Here is a 517-nt window from a genome sequence, read left to right on the forward strand (position 1 = left end):
ACCAGAACATCCTGGCGTCATTCACTACGCGATCCACGCCTATGACAATCCGCCACTCAAGGAGCGAGGCAGGCCGTACGCCGAGATTTACGATAAAACGGCTCCAAGCGCTCCACATGCGCTGCATATGCCCGCTCATATCTTTACACGAACAGGAGAATGGGAAAAATCAATTGATCTGAACAGCCGGTCCGCTGAAGCAGCTCTTGAGCAATCAAAAGACGTGGTACAAAGCCATTATGCGCATGCGATCGACTACATGGTTTACGGCCACCTACAACTTGGGAATACAGACGAAGCTGCAGGGCTGGTCGACGAAATGCTCGCAATTCAAAATCATCAGGCCAGTTTCGGAAGCGCTTATGCGTTAGCGGCTGCACCCGTTCGGCTGCCTCTTGAGCAGGGTCAATGGGACGTCGCGGCGGCACTGTCGCCTGAGATGCATCCGGTCATTCCATGGGAAAAATTTCCACAAACTGTAGCCATGCGGTGGTTCGCGATCGGTATCGGCGCGGCC

At 54.2% G+C, this 517-nt stretch carries 1 protein-coding gene; it reads left to right on the forward strand.

Annotation, left to right across the window (positions count from 1 at the left end):
* The coding region (locus ACR0LH_RS21655) for a tetratricopeptide repeat protein (protein ID WP_480722431.1) at positions 1-517 on the forward strand (517 nt) is incomplete at both ends.

It is taken from the genome of Ruegeria sp. CL6 (genome assembly GCF_056536465.1).